This is a genomic window from Brevibacillus sp. MER 51, from assembly GCF_023714195.1.
GTDB lineage: Bacteria > Bacillota > Bacilli > Brevibacillales > Brevibacillaceae > Brevibacillus.
Map to the genome: position 1 here is coordinate 1 of NZ_JAMAUS010000071.1, position 408 is coordinate 408.

The 408-nt window shown below is 48.0% G+C and carries 1 tRNA gene and 1 rRNA gene; both read right to left on the reverse strand.

From position 1 onward, the window contains the following. Window positions 1-142: 142 nt before the first annotated feature. Window positions 143-218, reverse strand: a tRNA-Ala gene (locus M3630_RS30685). A gap of 71 nt (window positions 219-289) precedes the next feature. Beyond that, window positions 290-408 (reverse strand): 16S ribosomal RNA (locus M3630_RS30690); the annotation flags it as partial.

Consider the following 408-nt stretch of genomic DNA (forward strand, 5'->3'; position numbering starts at 1 on the left):
TGTGCTAGTGCATGCGTTGTCTCATGGATGAGACGAACTTAGCAGGCCATCCTTGCATTTCCGTAATTACTAAAAGTACTTACAGTTAATATCTTAGCAATTTCATGCAGTATCCAGTTTTCAAGGAGCATATTTATTCTTTTGGTGGAGCTGAACGGGATCGAACCGATGACCTCCTGCTTGCAAGGCAGGCGCTCTCCCAACTGAGCTACAGCCCCATCACTATATCAGCGAGGGTTATACTCCCTCAAAACCGGAAAGAAAATAATCTGTGATTAGTACTCCATAGAAAGGAGGTGATCCATCCGCACCTTCCGGTACGGATACCTTGTTACGACTTCACCCCAGTCATCTACCCCACCTTCGGCGGCTGGCTCCTTGCGGTTACCTCACCGACTTCGGGTGTTG